This is a genomic window from Pseudoalteromonas sp. SIMBA_162 (assembly GCF_046535955.1).
Lineage (GTDB): Bacteria > Pseudomonadota > Gammaproteobacteria > Enterobacterales > Alteromonadaceae > Pseudoalteromonas > Pseudoalteromonas marina.
Genome location: NZ_JAWJBQ010000766.1, coordinates 1 through 254 on the forward strand (window position 1 = coordinate 1; position 254 = coordinate 254).

Below are 254 nucleotides of genomic sequence, written 5' to 3' on the forward strand. Positions count from 1 at the left end.
GTTGCACATCGAGTAACAGCGCCAACGCCAAATCCGCCTGCAAGCTGCGCTCATGAAATTCATCAAGGATCACCAATCCAACACCGCTCAGTTCCGGGTCACGCTGGATCATGCGCGTCAGCACGCCTTCGGTAACCACTTCCAGGCGGGTATTTGGCCCGACGCAGTTTTGCGCACGCATCCGGTAGCCAACGGTATCGCCTGGCTTTTCGTTAAGCAGCTCCGCCAGCCGTTGCGCGACGTTACGCGCCGCC

At 59.4% G+C, this 254-nt stretch carries 1 pseudogene; it reads right to left on the bottom strand.

The features are described 5' to 3' along the window. A pseudogene (locus R0J88_RS21750) lies at positions 1-254 on the bottom strand (ATP-dependent helicase HrpB); the annotation flags it as partial.